This window comes from Pseudomonas sp. TE3910, from assembly GCF_056279025.1.
In genome coordinates this window covers 1,801,331-1,824,809 of sequence record NZ_JBWBQN010000001.1, presented here as the reverse complement: position 1 = coordinate 1,824,809, position 23,479 = coordinate 1,801,331, and the positions used below count along the sequence as shown (strand labels likewise).

The following is a 23,479-nucleotide window of genomic DNA, read 5'->3' as shown; positions in this document are numbered from 1 at the left end:
CCTGTCACATTTCTGTAGTAATCCCCTGAGACTATCGTAACCCGTTGTTGCGTAGCACTTGAATGCTTGCCGGCCGTCACGGATGACCGTTTTTTTTTGCTGATGCTGGCTGCTTGCCAAGGGAGATAAGGATGTCTCCGCGTCTTGCATTGGTACACACACCTCTACCTTGTTGTGAGACCCTGCCCGATGTTCCTGCGTAAATCTCTACGGATGCAAATCCTCGCTCTGCTTGGCGGAAGCGTGTTGGCGATGCTGCTGATTGCTCTGGTCTGCTTCCAGTTTCTCTCTGCCAGCGTGCGTGGATATGGTGAGTTGGTCGATGGGCCGCTACAGGCCTCACAGCTGATCGATGAGGCCAACTTGCAATTCAAGGTCCAGGTTCAGGAGTGGAAAAACGTCCTGCTGCGTGGCAAACAACCTGCGGAACTGGACAAGTACTGGCAGCAGTTCCAGGCACGCGAGCAGCAAGTGCAGGGCATTCTTGCGCAATTGATCAACAGCAACGCACAAGAATCTCAGCTCCAGGCGCGCCTCGTGCAACTCAAGGACAGCCATCGTCAACTGGGTGCGGCCTATGCCAAAGGCCGCGAAGCCTTTTTGGCAGCAGGCGGTGATCCTGTTGCAGGCGATCAGGCGGTAAAGGGTGTCGACCGGGCAACCAGTGAGCAGATGAGTGAGTTGGTCAGCCAGTTGCGCGCGGATGCCAAGGCGCGCGCTACACACATCAGTGAGGCGGCGCAGCGCACGGTCTGGCTGGGGTTGTTGATCATGTTCGGCTCGGCTGTGCTCGTGGGGCTGCTTAGTGTGTTGCTGGTAAACCGCAACATTGTCGAGCCAATCCGCACGCTGATTGAGTATGTGGCGAACCTCAGTCATGGCCGTTTCGATGCGCGTGTTGCCAGTGACCGTCAGGATGAGCTTGGGCGCCTGGCGTTAGCGGCCAATACCTTGCGTGATTTCCTTGCCGATACCTTTGGGCGTCTGCAGAGCAACGCGGTAGACCTTGAGTCGGCCAGCGGCGAGTTGCGGACCATCGCCGGCGGCATGGCTCGTGGCACGGATGACCAGTTTCAGCGTACCGATCAGGTCGCGACGGCCATGCATGAAATGTCTGCCACGGCGCAGGAGGTCGCACGCCATGCAGCTGAAGCGGCGCGTGCCGCCGACGAGGCAGATCACAATGCCCAGGCAGGCGAGCAGGTGATGCAGGCGACGATCGATACGATTGCCGCCGTTAATCAGGAAATTGTCGGTACCGCAGGCGTTATTCGCAATCTGGAGCACGACAGTGCGCGGATTGGCAAAGTGCTGGAGGTCATTCACGGTATCGCCGAGCAGACTAACCTGCTGGCACTCAACGCGGCCATTGAGGCGGCGCGTGCCGGCGAAGCGGGCCGTGGTTTTGCGGTCGTTGCCGATGAAGTGCGCAGCCTGGCTCAGCGCACCGGCGCGTCGATTGCCGAGATCAATCAGATCATCAGCGCTGTACAGTCGGGTGCCATGGAGGCGGTCAAGGCCATTGAGAGCGGTCAGGTGCGCAGTGAGGAGGGGGCCGCGCAAGTTCAACGTGCGGGGCAAATGCTTCAGCGCATCACCTTGGCGGTGGAAGCGATCCGCGACATGAACCGGCAGATCGCCACGGCTGCGGAGGAGCAGACCAGCGTGGCCGATGATATCTCGCGCAACCTGGTGGAAATCACGCGGATTGCGACCGCCAACCAGGAAGCGGTGGAACATACCGAGCAGGCCGGTGGTCGCCTGCACGAGCTGTCCGGGCAACTGGGCGCCGTTACCGCTCGCCTCAGCGCCTGATCGCCACAGGCGGGGGAAATCCGCCACTTGCCAGCCGCTGAGGCGTGGCAATGTGGCGGATTGTCGCCATGAAAACCGCTGAATATGCGCGGGCTGACACGTTTTAGCCATTGGCCGTTGGTGTGAGCGCAGTTGGCCCGCTTCCTGCTTTAAGGCGGCGTTGGCTAAGGCCATGCAAGCACCCGGCGGTTGCCGCTTCAGATGACCGCACGGCGTGACGACTGTTCCCCGATCCATCGAACAACCCCAGCCGCCAGCCATCGCGCCGGTGTCCAGGCCTGCTGCCTGAGTACCGGGTCGCCCTCTGCGTTGGCCTGCGCGAGCAAAAACAAAAATCGGGCGTGCACAACGGGGCGAGCAGTCATTGCCAATTACTTCACTTCAATTGGATTGAACTATGAAAAAAATCCTGCTGACGCTCTTGTGCCTGAGCGTCATCGGTTGCTCCAAGCCCAATGAGCCCGAGAAAACCGTAGACGTGCTGCTGATCGGCGGCGGCATCATGAGTGCAAGCCTTGGGACCTACCTCAACGAGCTGGAGCCTGAATGGTCCATCGACATCTATGAGCGCATGGACAAGGTTGCCGAAGAAAGCTCCAACGCCTGGAACAACGCCGGTACCGGTCACTCGGCGTTCTGCGAACTGAACTACACCAGCGAAGGTGCCGACGGAACGATCGATATCAGCAAGGCTGTCGGGGTCAATGAGCAGTTCGAGATCTCCAAGCAGTTCTGGGCCTATCAGGTCGAGCGCAATGTGCTGAACAATCCTAAGTCGTTCATCAACAATGTGCCGCACATGAGCTTCGTCTGGGGCGACAAGAACGTCGAGTTCCTGAAGAAGCGTCATGCTGCCCTGCAACACAGCTCTTTGTTCCGCGGCATGGAATACACCGAAGACCACAAGCAGATCGAGCAGTGGGTGCCGCTGGTCATGGAAGGCCGTGCCGCCGACCAGAAGATCGCAGCCACACGCATGCCGATCGGCACCGACGTCAACTTTGGTGAGATTACCCGCCAGTTGTTCGCGTCGATGACCCAACACGATAACGTCAAGCTGCACGTTCAGCATGAAGTCCGCGACATTGTTCGCAATGCAGACAACACCTGGACCGTGGTCGTTGCCGACCTGGCCAACAAAGGCGTCGAAACCAGCGTCAAGGCCAGGTTCGTCTTCATTGGTGCCGGTGGTGGTGCGCTCAAGTTGCTGCAGAAGTCGGGTATTCCTGAAGCCGAAGGCTACGCAGGCTTCCCGGTCGGCGGTCAATTCCTGATGACGGACAAACAGGACATCGTTGCCCGCCACAAGGCCAAGTTGTACGGCAAGGCTTCGGTCGGTGCGCCACCGATGTCGGTTCCGCACCTGGACACCCGAGTGATCGATGGCAAGGAAGTGCTGCTGTTCGGCCCGTTCGCCACGTTCTCGACGAAGTTCCTCAAGAATGGCTCGTTGCTTGACATGTTCGCTGCGCTGACCCGCCACAACATCATGCCAATGACCCACGCCGGTATCGACAACATCGACCTGAGCACCTACCTGATGGGCCAGTTGATGCTGAGCTTCGACGACCGCATGGCAGCCCTGCGTGAGTATTTCCCGAACGCCCGGAACGAAGACTGGAAACTGCTTCAGGCCGGTCAGCGGGTTCAGGTGATCAAGAAAGACCCTGTGCACGGCGGTATCCTGCAGTTCGGTACCGAAGTGGTTGCGTCCGAGGACGGCACCATCGCCGCACTGCTGGGTGCATCACCTGGTGCTTCGACTGCTGCGCCGATCATGCTGAGTGTGTTGGAGAAGACCTTCAAGGACCGTATCAAGACCCCTGAGTGGCAGGCCAAGCTGAAGGAAATCATTCCAACCTATGGCCAGAAGCTCAACAACAACCTTGAGCTGACCAACAAGACCCGTGCCTGGAGCAGCGAGCGCTTGCAGCTGAACTTCGTACCGGTATTGCCTGAGGAAGCGCCTGCCCAGGCGGCGATGTAAGGCACATCATTGGCAAGCCCGCTTCAACAACGGTCGCACAAGGTTGTTGGCGCGGGGCTTGCCAGCCATACAGGTGCCGCGAACCCGCGGGCACCCTGCTGATGCCATCGCAGGCGTTGAATCAGTGGCGACGCTTCTTGTTGCCGTCGGCCAGGTTGTTGCCCAGAGCACCACCGGCTGCACCGCCCAAGCCTGCACCGATGGCCGAGCCGGTGCTACCACCGAGCTTGCCGCCAATCAGCGAGCCACCTGCCGACCCCAGGCCGCCACCCAGCGCTGCCTCGGCTTTGTTGCCCTTTTTCGCGGCCATTGCGCTGCCCGCTGCACCGCCAACGCCGGCACCGACAGCTGCACCGGTGCTGCCGCCCAGTTTTTGCCCGACAACGTTACCCAGAACGCCGCCCAGGCCGCCGCCGATTGCCGTCGTGCCATCGCCCGCCACTGCGCCTTGTGCGCACAGCAGGCCCAGAGTAATGGCGGCAAGAGTCTTACGCATGTGAAACAACCTCAAACAGGAGAAAAGGGCGCGTATTCTGAGGGTGTTCTTCGATGCCGGCAATCGACACTGACCATCGGCGTAGCACGCGAGCCGCCCCGTTTCAGAGGTCTTGGACCGTGCGGACCTGGTCTTTGTTGACGCGGTTGCGCTTGCCGTCCAGTTGCTCGAATTCGTAGAAACCGGAGTCATCATCATACGTTGGCGTGTCGATGGTCTGGATCTCGCGTCCGTCGTTGAGGGTGATCACGGCTGGCGATGAGCAGCCTGCCAGGGTGCCCAGGCCCAGTGCGAGGAGGATCGCTGGGAGTGTTCGTTGGATCATCGTGTATCTCCAGTCATGGATGGGACGCTGTACGGTTCTTGAGATGCATACCTTTACAGCAAGTTCCTTGTTGATTGAAGCATAGCTGTCAGGGGCTGATCGTGGTCAGGGTAGTGCTGGGCGCGAGTTGATGTGGCCTGTGATATAACACCGGGCATGTGTTCCTACCAATGGATTCAAGGTCCCATGAAAGCCAAGGCTGATGTACCTTTTGTGCCGCTCAACATCGCGGTGTTGACCGTCAGTGATACCCGTACGCTTGAAACCGATACCTCGGGTGAGGTGTTCGTCGAACGCCTGACGACGGCCGGGCACGCCCTTGCGGCGCGTGTATTGCTCAAGGACGATCTCTACAAAATCAGGGCTCAGGTCGCGACCTGGATTGCCGATGAGCAGATTCAAGTGGTGCTGATTACCGGTGGTACAGGGTTTACCGGTCGCGACAGCACGCCCGAAGCGGTGACGTGCTTGCTGGACAAGCAGGTCGATGGTTTTGGTGAGCTGTTCCGGCACATTTCGTTGGCCGATATCGGCACCTCCACCATCCAGTCGCGCGCGCTTGCGGGCCTGGCCAATGGCACGCTGGTGTGTTGCCTGCCGGGTTCGACCAATGCATGCCGTACCGGCTGGGACGGCATCCTGGCCGAGCAGTTGGATGCCCGTCATCGCCCGTGCAATTTTGTAACCCACCTCAAGCAGGCCGAACCCTGCCAGAGCCGTGGCTGAGGCTGCGGCGGTGAAGCCGCTGATGTCCGTCGAGCAGGCCCTTGAGCGCCTGCTGGCGTTGGCCGATAGCACGCCTGTTCGTGAGTATGAACAGGTCCGCCTGGCTGAGGCTGAAGGCCGCGTACTGGCCCGTGAACTGGTTGCCAGCCTGGACCTGCCGCCGTGGCCGAACAGCGCCATGGACGGTTATGCCTTGCGCCTGGCCGATTGGCAGGGTGAGCCGCTGGTGGTGAGCCAACGGATATTTGCCGGTCATGCGCCCGCACCACTGGAGCCCGGCACTTGTGCGCGTATCTTTACCGGTGCGCCAATGCCGGCGGGCGCCGATTGTGTGGAAATGCAGGAAAATACCGAGGTTCTGGCCGATCAGCGGGTGCGCTTCACCCAGCCGTTGCGCGTTGGTCAGAACATTCGTCCTCAAGGCCAGGAAACACGCGCCGGTGAGCAGGTGCTGGCTGCCGGCACACGCCTGGGGCCTATCGAGTTGGGCTTGGCAGCCTCATTGGGCTGCGCTGAGCTGACGGTGGTTCGGCGTGTGCGGGTAGCGTTGCTGTCCACCGGTGATGAGTTGGTTGAGCCTGGCTTGCCGTTGGGCCCCGGGCAGATCTACAACAGCAATCGACGGCTGCTGGCGGCCTGGTTGCAGCGTTTGGGTTGTGAAGTGGTCGACGTCGGCATTCTTGAGGATGACCTGCAGAAGACCCGCGAATGCCTGGGACGTCTCTCTGACGTCGACCTGATCCTCTCTACCGGCGGTGTTTCGGTCGGTGAAGCCGACTACCTGGGTATCGCCTTGCGTGAGGAAGGCGAGTTGGGGCTCTGGAAGCTGGGGATCAAGCCAGGCAAGCCGCTGACCTTCGGGCATTACCGCGGTGTGCCTGTGGTCGGGCTGCCCGGTAACCCTGCGTCGACGCTGGTGACGTTCGGCCTGTTGACCCGTCCCTACCTGTTGCGCCGCCAGGGTGTTCAGGACGTCGCGCCTCTGCAGTTTGCCGTGCCAGCTGGCTTTGAATGGCCCAAGGCCGGCAGTCGCCGGGAATACCTGCGTGGGCGAATGGAGCACGGGCAGGCGCGGATCTACAAAAACCAGAGTTCTGGCGTGCTGCGCAGTGCCGCCTGGGCAGAGGGACTGGTCGAGGTTCGTGAGGGCCAGACGCTCGTGCCAGGCGACATGCTGCAGTTCATCCCGTTGAGCGAGCTACTCGGCTGAGCGACTCAGCAGTTCGCTGTCCAGGTGGGGGCCGTGTGCCCTGGGTAGCGCGCTGAGGCGCGCGTGTACTGCCTCAAGTTGTGCCGCTGCAACGCTCCAGTCGTGCGTTGTACTGACGAACTGGCGAGCAGCGTCCGACAGCTGTTGCATGCGCCAGGGTTGGTTGAGCAGTTGGGTGATCATCAAGGCCAGGCCATCGCTGTCGTCGCTGCCCAGGTAGTGTTCGCCATTGTTTACGGTCAGGCCGGCGACGCCATCGCGGGTAGTGACTACGGGCAGGCCGGCCGCCATGGCTTCCAGCACCTTGACCTTGCAGCCACCTTTATGGCGCAGCGGGGCGAGGAAAATCGCCGAGTGACGTTGTATGTCGCGCAGGTCGGGCAGGTAGCCGACCCACTCGATACGCGGGTCATTCCAGCGCAGTTTCAACTGTTCCGGCAGGGCATGGCCCGCGATTGCCACGCGAACCGCCGGGTTGCTCAGCCAGACTTTTGGCATGATGTCGTCGAGGGCCCACTCAATGGCATTGAGGTTGGCGCCGTACTCGAAATTGCCGACAAACAACAGGCGTTGGCTGTGCAGTGCCGGGCTCACAGACTGGTAGTACTCGCAGTCGACGCCATTGATGACCACATGGGCGGGGCGGCCAGTCATTCGGCTGATCAGGCCGGCGTCGTCTTCACTGACCGCAATCACTTCGCTGGCCTGGCGCAGTACCCGTGTTTCCCAGTACCGGTAGCGCCAGCGGTCAAAGGTATTGAAAGGGCGCAGCCACAAGGGCAGTCGGTCCTGGCGGGCGGCACCGGCAATGGATTCGACGGTGTGCTCACTGACAATGAACGGCAGTCCGCTCGATTGCAGGGCTTTTTCGAAGGGTTGAAAACTGTAGCTGTGCTCGATCTGTATCACGTCCCAGTGTTCTTGCAGCAAGTGCTCGAAGCAATGCCGCAGGTGGGGCGCCAGGCCGTTGATACTGGCCCGCATCGGGTAGCTGACATAGAACGCTGCGAGCAGGTTGAGCGGGCTGCGCAGCGGGCGCCTGGGTAGTACGATCAAGCGCTCGACCCAAGGTTCGAGCGCTTGCCGTGCCGCGTCCCCGAGGGGAACCTTCGATTGCACCAACAAGGTGATGCGGTGGCCCCGTTGGGCCAGACCGCGTAGCAGGTTGTATTGCCGGGTCTTGCCACCGCTGGTGGTTGGCCAGGGCAGGTTGGGCAGTGTCCAGAGTACGCGCATGAACCCTTTCCTCTATCGCCGGGCGGGTAACGCTGGCCGATATGAAAGGCGCGCCTGCCTGAGTCAGCCGATGATTGGCTCTGGGGCGCGTCCGTAAATATCAGTAAAGCGTACGATGTCGTCCTCGCCCAAATATTCGCCACTTTGTACTTCGATCATCACCAGATCGATGACCCCCGGATTGCGCAGGCGATGGGTGCAGCCGGGTTTGATGAAGGTTGACTCATTGGTGTCGAGCAAAAATTCTTCTTCGCCGTTGGTCACCATCGCCATTCCGCTGACCACGATCCAGTGTTCACTGCGGTGATGGTGCATCTGCAGCGACAGCGACGCTTCCGGGCGAACCATGATGCGCTTGATCTTGAAGCGCGGGCCTTCCTCCAGCACGGTGTAGGTGCCCCAAGGACGCGTCACGGTGCGGTGCAGGCGATAGGCGTCATGGCCCTGGCGCTTGAGCTCCTGGGCGATCAACTTGACCTCCTGACTGCGCTGCGCGTCCGCGATCAGCAACGCATCGGGCGTATCAATGATGATCAGGTTGTCCAGGCCAAGGCCTCCGACCAGGCGGCGAGGCGAATCGATGTAGCAGTTGCTCACGTCGTGAAGTACGGTCTCGCCGTTGCATTGGTTGCCGTTGTGATCGCTTTCCTTCAGTTCGCGTACGGCTTGCCAGCATCCGATATCGCTCCAGCCCAGTTCGCTGGGAAGTACCGCAACCCGTTTTGAGGGCTCCATCACTGCGTAGTCGATGGAGATGTCCGGGACTTGCGCAAAACTGTCAGCATCCAGTTCCAGTTGCAACTCACCGTGACCGGTTTTGCTCTGGCTGCGTTCCAGGCATGCGCTTACGGCCGCGAGCAACTGCGGTGCATGCATCTCCAGTTCGTGCAGGATGGCATCCACACGCATGCAGAACATGCCGGCGTTCCACAGGTGCTGGCCTTCTTCCAGGTAGCGTTGTGCGGTGGCTGCGTCAGGCTTTTCAACGAAGCGCGCAACCTGATGGCCGTGAGCGCCCAGCGGTTGGCCCTTCTCGATATAGCCAAAGCCGGTTTCCGGGCGGCTGGGGACCAGGCCGAACGTAGTTAGCCAGCGCTGTTCGGCCAGTTCCCTGGCATGTCCAACGGCGGCTTCGAAGGCCTGCAGATCACTGATCAGATGGTCGGCTGGCAGTACCAGCAGTTGCGCGTCCTCACCGTAGTGGCGTGCGCAATGCAGGGCGGCGGCGGCAATGGCGGGCGCGGTGTTGCGGCCACAAGGCTCGAGAATGAAGTCCAGTGCGACGCGGGCCTGGTTCAGTGCCCGGTACTCATCCAGGGTGCGGAAGAAAACATCGCGGTTGGTCACGGTCAGCACCCGCTCGACATCCTTCAGGTTGCTGGCCCGGATGAAGGTCTTCTGTAGCAGGCTCTGACCATCTGGCATGCGCATGAATGGCTTGGGCATGGCTTCGCGGGAAACCGGCCAGAGCCTTGTGCCAGCGCCGCCAGCGATGATGCAGGGAATCAGTACACTCATCTCACATAGCCTCGAAGCAAGGGCGCTGCGATCGTGCAGCGCGACAGGAAGGAACAGGTACCTGGCAGGCGCTTGCACAATGAGTCAATAAACCGACTTTTTTCACCGGCGTCGTCCTTGATTGCCAATATTTTGTCGAATAATGCACGTTAGGCGGCATGCTTTCAATGGCATTTCCATGAATGCGGGTGTTTTCCGACCGCTGATCGTACCCCGCTCTTGCTGTGCCGAGGTCGATATCGATATCGGTGCTGCGTGACGTTGCAGCTGGAATTTCGATAGACCTTGGCGCGAGGGGGCATGTCAGCGCCTGGGGGTGTCAGGCGTACGCAGAGGGCGTTCAATCGGGATGGCAGGGCGCTTTGGGTGGCAAGCCTGCGGCCCGCGGTGTTGCTGAGGGGCATTGCGAGTGCGTCTGCCCGAGGCGTATTCAGTGCTCAGTCGTCCAGGCTGATGATTTGCTCACGTACGGCAAACAGAACCAGGCCAGCCACGTCGTAAATCTGCAGGCGCTTCATGATCTGCGAGCGATGGGTTTCTACGGTTTTAATACTCAGGCCCAGGCCGTTGGCAATCTCCCGGGTGGACTTTCCGCGCACAATCAACCGCAAAATTTCCAGTTGGCGTGCCGTGAGGTTGTGATTATCGGCCGCTTCCGGCTTGTTCGCCTTGGCTTTGAGCAATGCCTGGTTGATGACCGTATGGGCAATGGCCGGGCTCAGGTAGCGTTCGTCGCAACGCAGTGCGGCAAGCGCTTGTTCAAGCTCGGTGGCAGTGGTGTCTTTGAGCAGGTAGCCGTGGGCGCCGGTTTCCAGGGCGCGCATGATCAGCTCCGGGTCAGTGTGCATCGACAGAATCAAGACTTTGCAGCGGCTATCGGTTGCGCGCAGCTGTGCCAGGGCGTCAAGGCCGCTGGTTGAGCGCATGGAGATATCCAGCAGGACGATATCCGGGTCAAGTCGTCGAACCAGTTCTGGCAACTGGTTGCCATCATTGGCTTCGCCTATCACGGTGTAGCCCGGAATGTCGGATACCAGTGCGCGTACGCCGGCTCGAATCAGTGAATGGTCATCTACTAGCAGTAATTTACAGGTCATGGGGTCTTACTTGCATTGGCGCGTTCGAGGGTTCGTGGTGCCCATGGGAACAATGCCTGGATCTTTGTGCCGTGGCCGGGCTGGCTGTCTACCGAAAGGCTGCCGCCCAGCAGGTTCACGCGTTCGAGCATGCCGGCCAAGCCGCGCTGGCCGCCCTCGGCAGGGTTGTCTGTGGCCAGGAAACCTTGGCCGTCATCGGTGATCGAGAGTGACAGGCCTTCAGGCAGGCGTTGAATGCAGACGACCAGATTGCTGGCGCGTGCGTGTCGCAAAATGTTTGTGACGGCCTCTTGGGTAATCCGAAAGGCGGCGATTGCGGTTTCCTGCGGGATACCGTCCATGCGTTGTCTGCAATCGAGGCTCCACAGCACATCGGTATTCTCCAGCGTGCGCAGCAGGTGCGCGCGCAGGCTTGCTTCCAGGCCAAGGCTGGTCAGTTGCCGGGGATTGAGGATCGCTGAGACATCGCGGACATTGGCCAATGTATCGTCCAGTGTCTTGCGCAGGGTTGTACAGTGTTCCTGCAACTCCGCCGGCAGGCGACGATAGAGCCAGTCGGCTTGAAGTTTGGCGGCGGTCAGCAACTGGCCGATATCGTCGTGCAACTCGCGGCTCAGGTGTTGGCGCTCACTTTCCTGCACTTTCAGCATGCGCTCGGCAAGTTCCTGCGGGCGCAAGGCGATTGAGCGCGCGCTTCGCAGCAATTGCCATGCAATGCACAGCATGGCCAAGGCCTGCAGTGCCAGCAAACTGCCCGGCATGGGCATCGAATGCAGGTACAGGTACAGGTTTGCGGCAATCGAGCTCAGGCAAAGCCCAGCGGTCAACCAGCGTAATAGGGCGGCTCCGGGTGACCAGCGCTTGAACGTCATGAGGCGTAGGAGCATAGGGAATGAAGCCACTGAATATATCGCTGTTGAAAGCCTGTCAAAGGTCGAACAAGAGGTATTGGTCGTATTGCCTTAAACAACTTGTTGATTGTTGGTTTTACATTGGCATGGTGGCCACGCTTTCAACCAACAGGCAATGCCATGAATTAAGCACTGCGATGCTGTGTGTCGACCGCAGGGACGCATATTAGCACTTCATATACATTTGGTCGCGGGTGCCGAAGGTGTCTGAATGGTCAGATTTTACTGGGTGGTACGGTCGTTCCGCTTTTGAGTGATTGTAGCACTTCGCTATCACAGGCGCAGTAAAGATACCTTCCCTTACATCAAGGTCGGGTGGGATTTAAGCGCTTTACCTGGAACTAGTCGAACGCGCTCAAAGTTATGGCTTAGTGTGTTTTCTGCACCGTTCAGGTAACGGCTCTATCGCGGGCTTAGTTTGACTTTAGTTCAGGCTAGTTGGCCTTGGAAAACAGCGGCTGGCATGGGGCGACTCGGCTCATTCTGCGCGGCTCGCCTCTTGCGGGTCCAAGGTGTTGGTCAGGTTGCCGATCAGCTCGAGTTGCTCTTGGTTATCCAGGCTGAGAATGCCGGTTTGCGGATCAATCAACTCCAGTTGCCAGGAAAGCAGTGTCAGGCAGTCCGAAAGCACGGTTAGCGCCTCACCGTGCAAACGATTGCGGTATCGCTCTGGCTCAAGCAGAAGTCGTAGTTGAAGGCAGAATTCGGCAATCTCGGATTGGTCGTGGGCCTGTGCGCGATTAGCCAGGGAACCCAGTGTGTCGACCATGCAGTCGATGGCATCCGGATCGTTGCCGATCAGTTCCAGGTGCGTCAGGCATTCCTGGGTCTTGGTCAGCAGAACCTCGGCATCAATCAGAAAGTCTTGTAGCGCGCTCGTGTTGGGTGAGTCGTCTTGCATTATGCGGCTCCCGCAGGGCGCAGGTTGGCGAAGTGCCGATAATCTGCCTGGCAGCGGACGTTTTGCAGTGCCGGAGCAGAAGCTGGCCACAACCGAGCGATAGCAAACAAAAGCCTGACTCCATTCATGCAATGAGAATGGCGTCACATTAATGGCTAATGGATATTGCGAACATCAGGTCTCACCCGATTGCTGCTAGGGGTTTCCCTGATGCTGTCTGAGGTGCCCGTGGAAGGGCATGAAGAGGATGAGCGCAGTAAAGCATGATGCTAAAGTGACATCAATGGGGTGCCCAGCATTTTATTTGAGGGGTCAAGCTGGGCGAAAAACGGCCGATATACGGTTAATGCATTTAATTTGCGAAACAGGGGTTCTTCTAATGGCTGGCATTCTCGACACGGTAGACCAACGGACGCAGCTGGTAGGCGAGAACCGCCTGGAAATCCTCATGTTCCGTCTGGCAGGTCGGCAGTTGTTCGCCATCAACGTGTTCAAGGTTCAAGAGGTGCTTCAACTGCCGAAGTTGACGCTGATGCCTCAGCGCCATCCGTTTGTCTGTGGTGTCGTCAACTTGCGTGGGCAGACCCTGCCGGTGATCGATCTTTCTCAGGCGATCGGCATGCGCCCGCTGCAGCCCGGGCCGAACAGCACCATTATCGTCACCGAGTACAACCGTTCCGTACAGGCCTTCCTGGTCGGCGGTGTCGACCGGATCGTGAACATGAACTGGGAGGCTATCATGCCGCCGCCCAGCAGTGCGGGCCGGCAGCATTACCTTACGGCCATCAGCAAGGTTGACGATCAACTGGTCGAAGTCATCGACGTTGAGAAGGTGTTGGCGGAAATCGTTCCGTACAGTGCCAAGGTATCCCGCGACAAGCTCGAGGATCCCTTGTTGGCGCGCGCTTTTGGTCGTGAGGTGTTGCTGGTGGATGACTCTACGGTGGCGCTCGCCCAGCTGCGCGACACCCTGTCTCAACTTGGCGTGAAAATGCATGTGGCCAGTGACGGGCTGAAGGCGCTGCGCATGCTCAAGGCCTGGGCCGACGCCGGTGAAGACATCTGCGAGAAGCTGTTGATGGTGTTCACCGATGCTGAAATGCCAGAGATGGACGGTTACCGATTGACCACGGAAATCCGCAACGATCCGCGTTTGCGTGGTTTGTATGTGGTCTTGCATACCTCGTTGTCCGGCAGTTTCAACGAATCGATGGTGAAGAAGGTCGGCTGTGACAACTTCCTCTCCAAGTTTCAGCCCGACAAGCTGGTCGACGTGGTGCGCGAGCGTCTGATGTTGGACACGGCCACCGCCTGACGGGAGCAGGCCGGGCAGCGCCAGCCCGGCTGTCGGTGTAAGCTTGCTGCCTTTGACATCTCAGGGAGCAGGCCACATGCAGTTGAGCGCGTTATACCGTTACCCACTCAAGTCGGCCCAGGGAGAATCATTGCAGCAGTCGTCTTGTGGGCTGTTGGGGCTGACTGGAGACCGGCGCTGGATGGTGGTGGAGCGTGAGAGCGGACGCTTCCTGACCCAGCGTGCGTACCCCCGGATGAGTCAGTTGTCGGCCCTTTATGATGCCGAGGGGGGCTTGGTGTTGAGCGCGGCTGGCCAGGATGCACTTCACGTTTCGGTACCGAGTCCCGATGACGCCTTGCGCGGTGTAACGGTCTGGCGCGATACCTTGCGCGTTCCGGACGCCGGTGATGCAGCGGCGGACTGGTTGAGCGTATTCATGGGTACCGCTGTACGCTTGGTTCATGTGCCTGAACAGCGAACCCGCTACCTGCCTGCCGGGTATGGCGAGAACAGCGACCGTGTCGCCTTTGCTGACGGTTTTCCCTTGCTGTTGATTGGCCAGGCCTCGCTTGATGACCTGGTACAGCGCGTTGGCCGACCGCTGGCAATGCAGCGTTTTCGGCCCAATCTGGTGATTGAGGGGAGTGCCCCGTTTGCCGAGGACGGCTGGAAGCGCATTCGTATCGGCACACAGGCATTTCGCGTGCTCAAACCGTGCACCCGCTGCATCCTGACCACGATTGATCCACTGACGGGTGAGCGCAGCGCCGACCGTGAGCCGTTGACTACGTTGAAGACGTATCGGCAGAAGGATGGCGATGTGATGTTCGGGCAAAACCTGGTGGCCGACGGCGAGGGTGTGCTCGAGGTGGGGATGCCGGTGACGGTGCTGGAGTAACCCTGCTGTTCCCTCGGGCTGGGTAGCCTGCTGGCATGGAACCCATCAGGGCTCCATGTCGCGGCAGGCGGGTGGCTTACTGATCGTCAAAATAGCGTTCGTGCCAGTCCACGATGGGCTGCGGTGAGTTGAGCTTTTGCCCGTAGATCACCGAGTAGGACAGCACGTTTTGCACATACTGGCGCGTTTCGTCGAAGGGGATCGATTCAACCCAGACGTCGAAGCTCAGGTGGTTGGCGCCTCGCAGCCATTGTCTGACACGGCCCGGGCCTGCGTTGTAGGCGGCTGAAGCGAGTACCCGGTTGCCATTGAACTGGCCGTGAACCTGGCTCAGGTAGGCGGCGCCCAGCTGGATATTTTTCTCCGGGTTCAATACCTGCGCTGGGGATGCCAGGGGAATGCTGAACTTGCGTGCTGTCTCTTTGGCGGTGGCGGGCATCAGTTGCATCAGGCCACTGGCGCCAACACTGGAGCGCGCATCATCCATGAAGGCACTTTCCTGGCGGGTAATGGCAAATACCCAGCTCGAATGCAGTCCGCGGGCTTGCGCTTCACGTACCAGGGTATCGCGGTGGGCCATGGGGAAGCGGATATCCAGGTCATCCCAGTACTGCGCCTGGCTGATGGTGCGAATGGCCGGGAAGTACCAGCGCATGTCATAAGCCAGTTTGGCTTGGGCAACCATCTCGTCGCGGTTGAAGTGGCGGCTGACGTGATACCACTCGCGGCGCCCGTCAACGATTTGTCCGCGGGCATGGAACTCCAGTGCGCGGCGTATGCCTGGGGTATTGCGAACCTTGTTGATGACCTGTTGGCTCAGCATCAACGGCTTGTTGTTGAGCTGATAAGGCGTTTGTGCGCGGTCGGCAGCAAGGAACCCGTAGTAATCGCGCTCACGGGCGACGTTCTTGTACAGCAGCGGGACTTGTGGGTTCTTCGGCTGCGCCAATTCCAGGCTGCGAACCTGCCAGTAGCGCCAGCGGCTGCTGCTGGCCAGGTCTTGTGGCAGGCGTTTGGTCAGCTCGTGGGCATCCTCCCAGCGGCCCAGGCGCAGCAGCAGGCGAAGGCGCCACTCGGTGACCGTGTTGTCGCGCAACTCCGGGTCATAACGGGTCATCAGCTCGAGCGCGCGCGGGTCATAGCGGCGCGCCAGGGTCAGGCCGATTTCGTTGGCAATCGCAACCTTCTCGTCGCGCGAGAAGTGCATGCGGTTGGCGTAGTCGTCGAGCAGGGCCATGGCCCGCTCCGGGTCCTGGCGAGCCAGGCGCCGCAAGCCGAGGCTGACCACGTCGGCCATTGCCTCGTTGGCTGGGGCAAAGCGGCCAGGCTGATTCAGCAGTTCAGGCTTCTGCGCGACGTCGATCAGCAGCCGGCCTTGCGGGCCGAGGCTGTTCAAGGTCTTGACCAGGTTGTTCGCCAGGGCGTAATTGCGCGCCTGGGCGGCCAGCTTGAGGCGCTGCCAGCGTTTTTCCTCGGTCAACTGGCCTTCGGCGGCCCAGCGGTCGAACAGTGCATCGCAGGCGGTGGGCTGTGACTTGCCGACCAGCCAGAGTTTCTCGGCGCTGGCATAGCCTTCGGCGCGCTTGCCCTGAATCAGCAGGTGTTGGCCGTTGAGGCAGTCGAGCTCGGTGAAGTTGAGCTTGGGGTCGTAGTAACGGGCGAAGGTGTCCCACTCGCCGCGATCGGCCAGCCAGCGCAGCCAGCGAAGTTTCATCCAGTTGGCTTGCGGCAGGTCGCCGTGTTCAGCAAGGAACTTCTCGATTTCGGCATTGCTTGCCGTCTTCAGACGAGCGGTCAGTTCGTCATACGCCAGGTAGGGCTCCAGCGGATAATCGCTCAGCGCCTGGGCGTAACGCCGATACGGGCCGCTGTCGCCCTTGGCCAGGGCGCGCTTGGCTTCATCGTAATACTGGCGCTGCAGCGTGATATCGGCCGCCTGTGCGGCGCTGACCGCAGAGGCAGAGAGAACAATGCATGAAACGAGGGTGTACAGGCGACGGCGCATGATACTTCCGAACAGTTTGACCAGAACAAGTGTCGGCGTCGCCAGCACTGATGGGTATTACGTGGTTAAGCTTAGCCGGTTGCCGGGGGCTGATCAAAGCACTGTGCTTGTATCGAGTTGTAATGAAGGGCTTGGCGCATAGAAGGTGCTTCCTTGATGTGAGTGTGTCGCAAACCGGGTAGAATGCGCGCCCGGTTTTTGGAGAAGATCATGACCCTGCTCAAATTCAGCGATGTGTCCCTGGCTTTCGGCGCGATGCCGTTGCTGGACAAAGTGTCCTGGCAAATCGCCCGTGGCGAGCGGGTCTGCATCATCGGCCGCAACGGTACTGGCAAGTCGAGCATGATGCGCCTGGTCAAGGGTGATCAGAAACCCGACGAAGGTGAAATCTGGCGCTCGCCAGGGTTGAAGATCGGCGAACTGCCGCAAGAGCTTCCGGTCGCCGACCAACGGACCGTGTTCGACGTCGTCGCCGAAGGCCTGGACGGTGTCGGTGCGCTGCTTGCCGAGTACCATCACCTAAGCCAGAACATCACCAATGATGCCGACCTGGAAAAGCTCATGCATGTTCAGCATGACCTTGAGGCGCGTGATGGCTGGCGCCTGCAGCAGTTGGTCGACAGCACCCTGAGCCGCCTGCAGTTGCCTGCCGACAAGACCCTCGCCGAGCTTTCCGGCGGCTGGCGTCGTCGTGTTCTCCTGGCGCAGGCGCTGGTGTCCGAACCCGACCTGTTGCTGCTCGACGAGCCCACCAACCACCTGGACATCGGCGCCATTGCCTGGCTTGAAGATGCCTTGAGCGGTTTTGGCGGCGCAGTCCTGTTCATTACCCACGACCGTTCCTTCCTGCAGAACCTGGCGACCCGCATCCTTGAGCTGGACCGTGGCGGCCTGATCGACTGGAACGGCGACTACGCCAGCTTCCTGGTGCACAAGGAGGCCATGCTGGCCGCCGAGGAGACCGCCAATGCGCTGTTTGACAAGCGCCTGGCCCAAGAGGAGGTTTGGATTCGCCAGGGCATCAAGGCCCGGCGTACCCGTAACGAAGGCCGTGTGCGTGCACTGAAGGCCTTGCGCGTCGAGCGCAGTGAGCGTCGCGAGCGTCAGGGCAAGGCCAACATCCAGCTCGATACCGCCGAGAAATCCGGCAAGCAGGTAATGGTGCTGGAAAATGTCAGCTTTGCTCACCCCGGTGGCCCGAAGCTGGTGAATGACTTTTCAATGGTGCTGCAGCGCGAGGACCGTATTGGTCTGCTCGGCGCCAACGGTACCGGCAAGACCACCCTGCTCAAGCTGATGCTGGGCGACCTGCAGCCCATCAGCGGTACGGTGTCGTCCGGTACCCGCCTGGAAGTGGCCTATTTCGACCAGTTGCGCCACCAACTGGATCTGGAAAAAACCGTTATCGACAACCTGGCCGAAGGCCGCGACTTCATCGATATCGATGGTCAGAGCCGTCACGTGCTCAGCTACCTGGGTGATTTCCTGTTCAGCCCACAACGCGCCCGCACCCCGGTAAAGGCCCTGTCGGGTGGCGAGCGTGCGCGTCTGTTGCTCGCCAAGCTGTTCAGCAAGCCGGCCAACCTGCTGGTACTCGACGAACCGACCAACGACCTGGACGTGGAAACCCTCGAACTGCTCGAAGAGGTGCTGTCCGGCTTCAAGGGTACGGTATTGATGGTCAGCCACGACCGGGCGTTCCTCGACAACGTGGTCACCAGCACCTTGGTGTTCGAGGGTGAGGGCCGTGTGCGTGAGTATGTCGGTGGCTATCAGGACTGGATCCGTCAAGGTGGTTCGCCGAAACTGCTCGGTGTGACCGAGAACAAGTCTGGCAAGCCTGAACTCAACAGTGCGGTGGTCAGCGCACCTGAGCCTGAGCCCGCGCCGGCTGCTCAACCGGTAGAGGCGAAGAAGAAGCTCAGCTACAAACTGCAGCGTGAACTGGATGCCTTGCCGGGGCAGATCGATGAACTTGAGCAGAAGATGGCTGCTGTTCAGGCACAAATCGCCGACGCTGGTTTCTATCAGCGCCCGATCGACGAGACCTCGAAGGTGCTGGCGCAGCTGGAGTCCCTGCAGGGTGAGCTGGATGTGCTGGTAGAGCGCTGGGCTGAGCTCGACAGCTGAGGCGGCGGGCCCGGCATGCGATTGCGCGCCGGGCCTGGTGTTTTACTCGGCTTTTTTCATCAGGCGTACGGCAAGCACATCGCAGGGAGCGCCATGCAGGACGTCATTGGAGGTCGAGCCCAGTAGCAGGGCCAGGCCATGGCGGCCATGGCTGCCAACCACGATAAGGTCACAACCCTGTTCCTTGGCCAACGTATGGATTTCCTGGCGCGGTTGGCCATAGGGCAGGTGGACGTTGTTCTCGCTCAGTTCAGGGTATTTGTTGATGACGCGATGCATGCGCTCCCTGGCCTGATCGATTTGTTGCTGCTGCAGTTGCGACAGGTCCATCGGCACGTCGCCGCCAAAGGCCATGGCCATGGGCTCAATGACATGCACCAGCGATATTTTGGTTTCGTCGGTGCTGGCGAGTTCGCGGGCACGCTTTATGACCGGATCGCACTCTTCGGTCAGGTCTACAGCGACCAGTATGTGTTCGTACGACATGAGAGGCTCTCCTGGCAATCACAATGGTTAAAGTATGGTCGGTTTCAGGCTGATTGTTCTGGACTGAGATCAATCAGTTCGTCTTTAAGGCTCAATTAGGAACAACAGATATGACGGTCTGGCTGGTGGTGTCAATCCTTGCGCTGATTCTCAGCCCCATGGCGTGGCTGTTGCCGTCCCATCGGCAGAGTGGGCGCATGGCCTTGCGCATGGAGGCCCGGCGTATGGGGCTGGCCATGCAATTGTCGCCGCAAACCTGGCCGCACTGGCTGCCGCAGGAGCCTCCCAGCACGTGTGCGCAGTACCATCGGGCCCGGCGCAAAGGGCGGGTGGACAGCTGGTGCTATTGGCAGGTCGAGGCCGGGCAGTGGCAGAATCAGTGGCGCGAACCCTGTACCGATCTTCACTTGCTGGAGCAGTTCACCAAGCTGCCCGATAGCGTCTACAAAGTCGAGGCGGGGCCGCAGATGATCGCGCTGTACTGGGGCGAGAAGGGGGAGTCGGCTGTATTGCAAGATATTGCCGAAGTGCTCCGCATCCTGGCGTGAGCCTTCAAGCCCTTCAAGAAAAAAGCCCGATCCATTTGTGATCGGGCTACAGGCCAGGCAGGCCGGCTATCGTTCGTGATGGTTCGAGTGTAGCTGTGCTGTCGTCTCAGGCATGCACATTCTGATTTTTCTTTTCTCTCATACTCTGAATGTCCACTGATTGCGGCAGGGCTGCGACGACTATCGTTGATATGAATGATGGTCGATCAACCTGGCCGTGGTTTTCCTGTCGCCCAGGAAAAATGACCGGAAAGTCGCGTTTTCACGACACTTTTGTGCATTTGACAACCGAAAGGATTTCGGAGAATGTGTGCACACCCAATCAAACGGGCGTATGAATTGAGCGTTTGTATTACAAGAACGCGCTTACAGAATCCCGACTATCGCGCTGACGGGTGTGCCTGGAGCAAGGGTCCGATAAACGCAGGCTTGTGGCCTGTCGAACCTTTCTTCAGCGATCGGCGTGTACTGTTCAGCTTCCATATCGTGGAGATCAGTTGATGATTTACGAAGGTAAAGCCATCACGGTTAAGGCTCTTGAAAGCGGCATCGTCGAACTGAAGTTCGACCTCAAGGGTGAGTCCGTCAACAAGTTCAACCGTCTTACCCTGAACGAACTGCGTCAGGCCGTGGACACTATCAAGGCCGATGCATCGATCAAGGGCGTAATTGTCAGCAGTGGCAAGGACGTGTTCATCGTCGGCGCGGATATCACCGAGTTTGTCGATAACTTCAAGCTGCCCGAGGCCGAACTGGTCGCCGGCAACCTGGAAGCCAACCGTATTTTCAGCGATTTCGAAGATCTGCCGGTGCCGACTGTGGCCGCGATCAACGGCATCGCCCTGGGTGGCGGCCTGGAAATGTGCCTGGCCGCGGACTACCGCGTCATGGCCAGCAGCGCCAAGATCGGCTTGCCTGAAGTCAAGCTGGGGATCTACCCGGGCTTTGGCGGTACGGTCCGTCTGCCGCGCCTGATCGGTGCCGACAACGCTATCGAGTGGATTGCCGCCGGCAAGGAAAACCGGGCTGAAGACGCGCTGAAGGTAGGGGCCGTCGATGCTGTCGTTGCCCCTGAACTGCTGCAGGCTGCGGCTCTGGATCTGATCAAGCGTGCCATCAGTGGCGAGTTCGATCACAAGGCCAAGCGTCAGCCAAAACTGGACAAGCTCAAGCTCAATGCGATTGAGCAGATGATGTCCTTCGAGACCGCCAAGGGCTTCGTTGCGGGCCAGGCTGGCCCGAACTACCCGGCGCCGGTCGAAGCGATCAAGACCATTCAGAAAGCGGCCAATTTCGGGCGTGACAAGGCCCTGGAAGTTGAGGCAGCCGGCTTCGTCAAATTGGCCAAGACCTCGGTTGCCCAGAGCCTGATCGGCCTGTTCCTGAACGATCAGGAGCTCAAGCGCAAGGCCAAGGCCCATGACGAAATCGCTCGCGATGTGAAGCAGGCCGCTGTACTCGGCGCCGGCATCATGGGCGGCGGTATCGCCTATCAGTCGGCGGTCAAGGGTACGCCGATCCTGATGAAGGATATTCGCGAGGAAGCCATTCAGCTGGGCTTGAACGAAGCCTCCAAGCTGCTCGGCAATCGCGTCGAAAAAGGCCGTCTGACCCCGGCGAAAATGGCTGAAGCGCTGAACGCGATTCGCCCGACCCTGTCCTACGGCGACTTTGCCAACGTCGACATCATCGTCGAAGCCGTGGTCGAGAACCCGAAGGTCAAGCAAGCGGTGCTGGCTGAAGTGGAAGGTCAGGTGAAGGAGGATGCGATCCTGGCTTCCAACACATCGACCATTTCCATCAACCTGCTGGCCAAGGCGCTCAAGCGTCCGGAAAACTTCGTCGGCATGCACTTCTTCAACCCGGTGCACATGATGCCGTTGGTCGAAGTCATCCGTGGCGAGAAGTCCAGTGATGTTGCCGTTGCCACCACCGTGGCCTACGCCAAGAAGATGGGCAAGAACCCGATCGTGGTCAACGACTGCCCGGGCTTCCTGGTCAACCGCGTACTGTTCCCTTACTTCGGTGGTTTCGCCAAACTGGTCAGCGCCGGTGTCGACTTCGTTCGCATCGACAAGATCATGGAGAAGTTCGGTTGGCCAATGGGCCCTGCCTACCTCATGGACGTAGTGGGTATCGACACCGGCCACCACGGTCGTGACGTGATGGCCGAAGGCTTCCCTGATCGCATGAAGGACGACCGTCGTTCGGCCGTCGATGTGCTGTATGAGGCCAAGCGCCTGGGTCAGAAGAATGGCAAGGGCTTCTATGCCTACGAGACCGACAAGCGCGGCAAGCCGAAGAAAGTCGCCGATGCATCGGTGCTGGAAGTGCTCAAGCCGATCATCTATGAACAGCGCGACGTGAGCGACGAAGACATCATCAACTGGATGATGATCCCGCTGTGCCTGGAAACCGTGCGCTGCCTGGAAGATGGCATTGTCGAAACCGCTGCCGAAGCGGATATGGGCCTGGTCTACGGCATTGGTTTCCCTCCCTTCCGTGGCGGTGCGCTGCGCTACATCGACTCGATCGGGGTGGCTGAGTTCGTTGCCCTGGCCGATAAGTACGCCGATCTGGGGCCGCTGTATCACCCCACCGCGAAGCTACGTGAAATGGCCCGCAACGGCCAGAGCTTCTTCGGTTAAGCGCCCAACGATATAGAGCGAGAATGAATTTATGAGCCTGAATCCAAGAGACGTGGTGATTGTCGACTTCGGTCGCACCCCGATGGGCCGCTCCAAGGGTGGCATGCACCGCAATACCCGCGCTGAAGACATGTCGGCGCACCTGATCAGCAAAGTGCTGGAGCGTAACGCCAAGGTTGATCCGGGCGAAGTCGAGGACGTCATCTGGGGCTGCGTCAACCAGACCCTGGAGCAGGGCTGGAACATCGCCCGCATGGCTTCGCTGATGACCCAGATCCCGCACACCGCTGCCGGGCAGACGGTCAGCCGTCTGTGCGGTTCCTCGATGAGCGCGCTGCACACCGCCGCCCAGGCAATCATGACCGGCAATGGTGACGTTTTCGTCGTCGGCGGCGTCGAGCATATGGGTCACGTGAGCATGATGCACGGGGTCGATCCGAACCCGCACATGTCGCTGTATGCGGCCAAGGCCTCGGGCATGATGGGCCTGACGGCTGAAATGCTCGGCAAGATGCATGGCATCACCCGTGAGCAGCAGGATGCCTTTGGTCTGCGTTCGCACCAGCTCGCCCACAAGGCGACGGTCGAAGGCAAGTTCAAGGATGAGATCATCCCGATGCAGGGCTATGACGAGAATGGTTTTCTGAAAGTCTTCGACTACGATGAAACCATTCGTCCGGACACCACCCTGGAAAGCCTGGCTGCACTCAAGCCGGCGTTCAATCCGAAGGGCGGCACCGTGACGGCAGGTACCTCGTCGCAGATCACCGACGGTGCCTCGTGCATGATCGTGATGTCGGCGCAGCGTGCCAAGGACCTGGGCATTCAGCCGTTGGCGGTGATTCGTTCGATGGCGGTGGCTGGTGTAGACCCGGCGATCATGGGCTACGGCCCGGTGCCGGCTACGCAGAAAGCGCTCAAGCGCGCCGGCCTGAAAATTACCGATATCGACTTCTTCGAGCTGAACGAAGCCTTCGCGGCACAGGCCCTGCCCGTGCTGAAGGATCTGAAAGTGCTCGACAAGATGGATGAGAAGGTTAACCTGCACGGCGGCGCGATTGCATTGGGTCACCCGTTCGGTTGTTCCGGCGCTCGAATCTCCGGCACGCTGCTCAATGTCATGAAGCAGAATGGCGGTACCTTCGGTGTCTCGACCATGTGCGTTGGCCTGGGCCAGGGCATTACCACTGTTTTCGAACGCGTCTAAGCGTTGGGTGGTAGGAAGCCGGGGCCTTGTGCCCCGGT

Annotated in this window: 19 protein-coding genes and 1 pseudogene; 11 read left to right on the top strand and 9 right to left on the bottom strand. The window is 59.8% G+C overall.

Features of this window, described 5'->3' with window-relative positions; all coding sequences use genetic code 11:
• Window positions 1–189: 189 nt before the first annotated feature.
• From ACZ9H3_RS08170 to mqo, 3 genes and pseudogenes are all read left to right on the top strand, one after another.
• Window positions 190–930 (top strand): annotated as a pseudogene (locus tag ACZ9H3_RS08170) (HAMP domain-containing protein); the annotation flags it as partial.
• 117 nt (window positions 931–1,047) lie between these two features.
• The gene (locus tag ACZ9H3_RS08165; protein WP_371917179.1) at window positions 1,048–1,815 is read left to right on the top strand and encodes a methyl-accepting chemotaxis protein; all 768 of its coding nucleotides are present in this window, start codon (window positions 1,048–1,050) and stop codon (window positions 1,813–1,815) included.
• Between the two features lie 397 nt (window positions 1,816–2,212).
• Window positions 2,213–3,802 (top strand): malate dehydrogenase (quinone), encoded by a 1,590-nt coding sequence (gene mqo, locus ACZ9H3_RS08160; RefSeq protein WP_476220285.1) that lies wholly within the window; start codon window positions 2,213–2,215, stop codon window positions 3,800–3,802.
• A 121-nt stretch (window positions 3,803–3,923) separates the two neighbouring features.
• On the opposite strand, the gene ACZ9H3_RS08155 is transcribed toward mqo, so the two are convergent.
• Together ACZ9H3_RS08155 and ACZ9H3_RS08150 are read right to left on the bottom strand one after the other, a co-directional pair.
• Window positions 3,924–4,298: a bacteriocin gene (locus tag ACZ9H3_RS08155; RefSeq protein ID WP_065758439.1), complete on the bottom strand. Its 375-nt coding sequence runs from the start codon at window positions 4,296–4,298 to the stop codon at window positions 3,924–3,926.
• 103 nt (window positions 4,299–4,401) lie between these two features.
• Entirely contained in the window at window positions 4,402–4,623 is a 222-nt protein-coding gene (locus ACZ9H3_RS08150) for a YgdI/YgdR family lipoprotein (protein ID WP_476220283.1), read from the bottom strand.
• 186 nt (window positions 4,624–4,809) lie between these two features.
• Here ACZ9H3_RS08150 and moaB point away from each other — a divergent pair, with 186 nt between their 5' ends.
• Entirely contained in the window at window positions 4,810–5,349 is a 540-nt protein-coding gene (gene moaB / locus ACZ9H3_RS08145; protein ID WP_099775403.1) for a molybdenum cofactor biosynthesis protein B, read from the top strand.
• A 22-nt stretch (window positions 5,350–5,371) separates the two neighbouring features.
• Window positions 5,372–6,559 carry a molybdopterin molybdotransferase MoeA gene (locus ACZ9H3_RS08140; protein ID WP_476220281.1) on the top strand — a complete coding sequence of 396 codons (1,188 nt, stop codon included), beginning with the start codon at window positions 5,372–5,374 and terminating at the stop codon, window positions 6,557–6,559.
• Here the strand turns inward: ACZ9H3_RS08140 and ACZ9H3_RS08135 are convergent.
• From ACZ9H3_RS08135 to ACZ9H3_RS08115, 5 genes are all read right to left on the bottom strand, one after another.
• The gene (locus ACZ9H3_RS08135; protein ID WP_476220279.1) at window positions 6,548–7,795 is read right to left on the bottom strand and encodes a glycosyltransferase family 4 protein; all 1,248 of its coding nucleotides are present in this window, start codon (window positions 7,793–7,795) and stop codon (window positions 6,548–6,550) included. The two genes, ACZ9H3_RS08140 and ACZ9H3_RS08135, sit on opposite strands and share 12 nt — an antisense overlap.
• Window positions 7,796–7,858: 63 nt before the next feature.
• Window positions 7,859–9,313 carry a mannose-1-phosphate guanylyltransferase/mannose-6-phosphate isomerase gene (locus tag ACZ9H3_RS08130; protein ID WP_476220277.1) on the bottom strand — a complete coding sequence of 485 codons (1,455 nt, stop codon included), beginning with the start codon at window positions 9,311–9,313 and terminating at the stop codon, window positions 7,859–7,861.
• A gap of 437 nt (window positions 9,314–9,750) precedes the next feature.
• Window positions 9,751–10,410, bottom strand: a complete 660-nt coding sequence (locus ACZ9H3_RS08125) for a response regulator (RefSeq protein ID WP_099775399.1) — start codon at window positions 10,408–10,410, stop codon at window positions 9,751–9,753.
• A complete protein-coding gene (locus ACZ9H3_RS08120; RefSeq protein WP_065758445.1) occupies window positions 10,407–11,297 on the bottom strand; it encodes a sensor histidine kinase in 891 nt (296 codons plus the stop codon). The genes ACZ9H3_RS08125 and ACZ9H3_RS08120 overlap by 4 nt, the downstream gene beginning before the upstream one ends.
• Window positions 11,298–11,799: 502 nt before the next feature.
• A complete protein-coding gene (locus ACZ9H3_RS08115; RefSeq protein WP_065758446.1) occupies window positions 11,800–12,222 on the bottom strand; it encodes a hypothetical protein in 423 nt (140 codons plus the stop codon).
• A gap of 379 nt (window positions 12,223–12,601) precedes the next feature.
• On the opposite strand from ACZ9H3_RS08115, the gene ACZ9H3_RS08110 reads away from it, so the two are divergent.
• Together ACZ9H3_RS08110 and ACZ9H3_RS08105 are read left to right on the top strand one after the other, a co-directional pair.
• Window positions 12,602–13,537, top strand: a complete 936-nt coding sequence (locus ACZ9H3_RS08110) for a chemotaxis protein CheV (RefSeq protein ID WP_065758447.1) — start codon at window positions 12,602–12,604, stop codon at window positions 13,535–13,537.
• A gap of 76 nt (window positions 13,538–13,613) precedes the next feature.
• Complete coding sequence (locus ACZ9H3_RS08105) at window positions 13,614–14,417, top strand: MOSC domain-containing protein (protein ID WP_476220273.1); 804 nt, start codon at window positions 13,614–13,616, stop codon at window positions 14,415–14,417.
• A 76-nt stretch (window positions 14,418–14,493) separates the two neighbouring features.
• On the opposite strand, the gene ACZ9H3_RS08100 is transcribed toward ACZ9H3_RS08105, so the two are convergent.
• Complete coding sequence (locus ACZ9H3_RS08100; RefSeq protein ID WP_065758449.1) at window positions 14,494–16,422, bottom strand: transglycosylase SLT domain-containing protein; 1,929 nt, start codon at window positions 16,420–16,422, stop codon at window positions 14,494–14,496.
• Between the two features lie 210 nt (window positions 16,423–16,632).
• Here ACZ9H3_RS08100 and ACZ9H3_RS08095 point away from each other — a divergent pair, with 210 nt between their 5' ends.
• Complete coding sequence (locus ACZ9H3_RS08095; protein WP_065758450.1) at window positions 16,633–18,552, top strand: ATP-binding cassette domain-containing protein; 1,920 nt, start codon at window positions 16,633–16,635, stop codon at window positions 18,550–18,552.
• Between the two features lie 42 nt (window positions 18,553–18,594).
• On the opposite strand, the gene ACZ9H3_RS08090 is transcribed toward ACZ9H3_RS08095, so the two are convergent.
• The gene (locus tag ACZ9H3_RS08090; protein WP_065758451.1) at window positions 18,595–19,038 is read right to left on the bottom strand and encodes a universal stress protein; all 444 of its coding nucleotides are present in this window, start codon (window positions 19,036–19,038) and stop codon (window positions 18,595–18,597) included.
• A gap of 110 nt (window positions 19,039–19,148) precedes the next feature.
• Between ACZ9H3_RS08090 and ACZ9H3_RS08085 the strand changes: the two genes are divergently transcribed.
• From ACZ9H3_RS08085 to fadA, 3 genes are all read left to right on the top strand, one after another.
• Window positions 19,149–19,586 carry a hypothetical protein gene (locus ACZ9H3_RS08085; RefSeq protein WP_476220270.1) on the top strand — a complete coding sequence of 146 codons (438 nt, stop codon included), beginning with the start codon at window positions 19,149–19,151 and terminating at the stop codon, window positions 19,584–19,586.
• A 500-nt stretch (window positions 19,587–20,086) separates the two neighbouring features.
• Window positions 20,087–22,234, top strand: a complete 2,148-nt coding sequence (gene fadB, locus ACZ9H3_RS08080) for a fatty acid oxidation complex subunit alpha FadB (RefSeq protein WP_102051795.1) — start codon at window positions 20,087–20,089, stop codon at window positions 22,232–22,234.
• Window positions 22,235–22,265: 31 nt separating this feature from the next.
• Window positions 22,266–23,441, top strand: a complete 1,176-nt coding sequence (gene fadA / locus ACZ9H3_RS08075) for an acetyl-CoA C-acyltransferase FadA (RefSeq protein ID WP_099775396.1) — start codon at window positions 22,266–22,268, stop codon at window positions 23,439–23,441.
• The last annotated feature ends 38 nt before the right edge of the window (window positions 23,442–23,479 follow it).